This window comes from Streptomyces sp. UH6, from assembly GCF_013421635.1.
GTDB classification, from domain to species: domain Bacteria; phylum Actinomycetota; class Actinomycetes; order Streptomycetales; family Streptomycetaceae; genus Streptomyces; species Streptomyces abyssomicinicus.
This window is the reverse complement of sequence record NZ_JACADT010000600.1, coordinates 1-3535: the sequence shown is the minus strand read 5'-3', so window position 1 is coordinate 3535 and position 3535 is coordinate 1. Positions and strand designations below refer to the sequence as shown.

The following is a 3535-nucleotide window of genomic DNA, read 5'->3' as shown; positions in this document are numbered from 1 at the left end:
CCGCTCGTCGGGGCGGCCGATCAGCCAGTCGCGGCTGGGCACGACCAGCCCGGCCGGGGTGAAGGCGATCTTGCGCAGCTCTGCGTGGCTGCCGGAGTCCTTGCGCCACAGGCCGCTGACGATGTCCACGGCCTCCTCGGGCGAGGCCGCGAACTCCAGCCCCGCGTACACCGGGGCGCAGGCGTCCAGACCGAGGTCCTGGGCGGTCAGCCGGCGCCCCAGGCGGCGGGTGAACACCTCGGCGATGAGGGCCGGCGTGGTCCCCCGGGGCTGCTGGCCGCGGAGCCAGCGGGTGACGGACGTCTTGTCGTACCGCAGGTCGAGTCCGTGCTCGAGTCCCAGCTGGTCCACGCGCCGGGCCAGTCCCGCGTTGGAGAATCCCGCCTCTGCGATGAGCGCGGCGAGCTGGCGGTTGGGAGTGCGCTGCGCGGGTCGTTCCGTCATCTGCGGTGGGGTCTCCTGCCTTCCGTGGCGAACCCCGAGGGCGCCCGGATTGCCTATGAGCAGCCGTTATGGCCAGTGAACGGCGTGAATGTAGCGGAGCGTAGGCAGCTCATCGCACACTTCACCTTTCGTTCATCCGAACGGGTGAGTTTCCCCCCTGGAGGTGACGCTTCGGTGCTCCTCGTGTCGAGTGCGCCGATACCGGACATCGCCGACCGGTGGCCGGACACGGCCCGGGCCGCGGCCCCCGTCCGGCAGGACGCCTGCCGACCCGTCCGGCCGGACCGCTTACAGTGGCCGGGGGCCGTCCGCCGCGGCCCCGTCCGGAGTACACCTGGAGGTATCCGTGGGTGAGGTGCGGTTCGTACGCATGGGGTTCGGCGTGGAGGCCGTCGAGTACCTCCAGGCGTGGGAGGAGCAGCGCCGGGTGCACGCGGCCCGGTTCGCCGACGAGATCCCGGACACCGTGCTGCTCCTGGAGCACCCCCCGGTCTACACGGCCGGCCGGCGCACCGCGGACAGCGAGCGTCCGCTGGACGGCACGCCGGTCGTCGACGTCGACCGCGGCGGCAAGATCACCTGGCACGGCCCGGGCCAGCTCGTCGGCTACCCCATCCAGAAGCTCCCGCGCCCGGTCGACGTGGTGGCCCACGTCCGGCGCCTGGAGGAGGCCATGATCCGCACCTGCGCGGAGTTCGGGCTGGAGACCACCCGGATCGAGGGGCGCAGCGGCGTCTGGGTGCTGGGCGACCCGGTGGAGCAGCGGCCGTCCCTGGGCGGCCTCTCGCTCGACCTGGACCCGCGGATGACGGACGAGGAGTTCGACCCGCGGCTCAACGGTCCGGAGTACGCGCCGTCCAACGCCGGCCAGCGCCGGGAGGACCGCAAGCTCGCCCAGATCGGCGTCCGCGTCTCCAAGGGCGTGACCATGCACGGGTTCGCGATGAACATCGACCCGGACACCACCTGGTTCGACCGGATCATCCCCTGCGGCATCCGGGACGCCGGCGTCACCTCGCTCGCCGCGGAGCTGGGCCGCGACGTCACCGTCGCCGACGTGCTCCCGGTGATCGAGAAGCACCTGCGCGAGGTGCTGGAGGGCGCCGAGCCGCGCCCCCGCGAGACCGAGCCGGCCGCCGCGGTCTGATCGCGCACGCCGCGGTCCGGTCCCGCACACTGGGGATCATGGACACGACCACCGACCGGCCGTTCTCGGAACTCCTGCGCACCGCCACCCGCGCACAGCACACGGAGGCGGAGAACAGCGGCTTCCTGACATCGATGCTGGGCGGTGGTCTCGGCGTCGAGGCCTACGCCCGCTACACCGAGCAGCTCTGGTTCGTGTACACGGCCCTGGAGGAGCCCGCCCACGCGCTGCGGGACGATCCGGTCGCCGGGCCGTTCGTCCGCCCCGAGCTGACGCGCCTGCCGGCCCTGGAGCGCGACCTGGCCCGGCTGCGCGGCCCCGGCTGGCGGGCGGGCCTGAGGCCGCTGCCCGCCGCCGAGGAGTACGCCGCCCGTGTCACCGCGTGCGCGCGGGAGTGGCCGGCCGGCTACGTCGCCCACCACTACACCCGCTACCTCGGCGACCTCTCCGGCGGCCAGGTCATCCGCGGCGCCGCCGAGAGGAACTGGGGCTTCGCGCCCAAGGGCGACGGCGTGCGCTTCTACGTCTTCGACGCGATACCGAACCCCGCGGCCTTCAAGCGGGACTACCGGGCCCGGCTCGACGCCGTCCCCGTGGACGGCCCCGGAAGGCGGCGGGTGGTGGAGGAGTGCCGCCGCGCCTTCGCGTGCAACACCGCCCTCCTGCGGGGGCTGGAGGGGGAATTCGAGGCCACCGCCCGAGCCTTGTAGGAGGGCGGGTGAGTGAGAGCCACCCCACGTCCGAAACCCCGGCCTCGGGACGGACAGCGAATTCAGGCGGCGTACGCTGGTTACGCCTACGAACCGAAGTCACAGGGAGCCGATGTGTCCGCAGTCGCACCCGACGGACGCAAGATGTTGCGCCTGGAGGTCCGGAACAGCCAGACCCCCATCGAGCGCAAGCCCGAGTGGATCAAGACCCGGGCGAAGATGGGTCCCGAGTACACGAAGATGCAGAACCTCGTGAAGAGCGAGGGCCTGCACACCGTCTGTCAGGAAGCCGGCTGCCCCAACATCTACGAGTGCTGGGAGGACCGCGAGGCGACCTTCCTCATCGGCGGCGACCAGTGCACCCGGCGCTGCGACTTCTGCCAGATCGACACCGGCAGGCCCGAGGCGCTCGACCGTGACGAGCCGCGCCGCGTCGGCGAGTCCGTGGTCACCATGGACCTGAACTACGCCACCATCACCGGCGTCGCCCGTGACGACCTCGAGGACGGCGGCGCCTGGCTGTACGCGGAGACCGTCCGCCAGATCCACCAGCAGACCGCCGCCCGCGAGGGCGGCCGGACCAAGGTCGAGCTGCTCGCCCCCGACTTCAACGCGGTGCCCGAGCTCCTCCAGCAGGTCTTCGAGTCCCGCCCCGAGGTCTTCGCGCACAACGTCGAGACGGTGCCCCGGATCTTCCGCCGGATCCGCCCCGGCTTCCGCTACGAGCGCTCCCTCGAGGTCATCACCAAGGCCCGCGAGTTCGGCCTGGTCACCAAGTCCAACCTGATCCTGGGCATGGGGGAGACCCGCGAGGAGATCAGCGAGGCCCTGCGCGACCTGCACGGCGCCGGCTGCGAGCTGATCACCATCACCCAGTACCTGCGGCCCTCCGTGCGCCACCACCCGGTGGAGCGCTGGGTCAAGCCCCAGGAGTTCGTGGAGCTCCAGCAGGAGGCCGAGGAGATCGGCTTCGCCGGCGTCATGTCCGGCCCGCTGGTCCGTTCCTCGTACCGCGCCGGACGGCTCTACGGCATGGCGGTCGAGCAGCGCGCCGCGGGCGGCCTGAGCACCGCCGCCGCCCCGGCGGTCTGAGCCCGCCCCGCCGATGTCACCGCGCCCGCGTCCGTCCCACGAGTGGACGGGCGCGGGCATGCTTTTCATCCGGCTTTGACCGGTGGGTCACCCTCCGGTAACACCGTTCGAGGACTCTGTAACCCGGCGCGCGCCGCGCGCA

3 protein-coding genes and 1 pseudogene are annotated in these 3535 nt (G+C 72.2%); 3 read left to right on the top strand and 1 reads right to left on the bottom strand.

Annotation, left to right across the window (positions count from 1 at the left end):
- Positions 1–444 (bottom strand): annotated as a pseudogene (locus HW445_RS22775) (regulator); the annotation flags it as partial.
- A gap of 346 nt (positions 445–790) precedes the next feature.
- On the opposite strand from HW445_RS22775, the gene lipB reads away from it, so the two are divergent.
- From lipB to lipA, 3 genes are all read left to right on the top strand, one after another.
- On the top strand, positions 791–1591 hold the full coding sequence (lipB, locus tag HW445_RS22770) for a lipoyl(octanoyl) transferase LipB (protein WP_180222827.1): 801 nt from the start codon (positions 791–793) through the stop codon (positions 1589–1591).
- Positions 1592–1629: 38 nt separating this feature from the next.
- Positions 1630–2301, top strand: coding sequence for a heme oxygenase (biliverdin-producing) (locus HW445_RS22765; protein ID WP_180222826.1), 672 nt, complete (start codon positions 1630–1632; stop codon positions 2299–2301).
- Positions 2302–2415: 114 nt separating this feature from the next.
- On the top strand, positions 2416–3393 hold the full coding sequence (gene lipA / locus HW445_RS22760) for a lipoyl synthase (protein ID WP_180222825.1): 978 nt from the start codon (positions 2416–2418) through the stop codon (positions 3391–3393).
- The last annotated feature ends 142 nt before the right edge of the window (positions 3394–3535 follow it).

Bases quoted from the DNA above. Each gene is read 5' to 3' on its own strand.
- HW445_RS22765 (WP_180222826.1), top strand. From the start codon at position 1,630: ATGGACACGACCACCGACCGGCCGTTCTCGGAACTCCTGCGCACCGCC.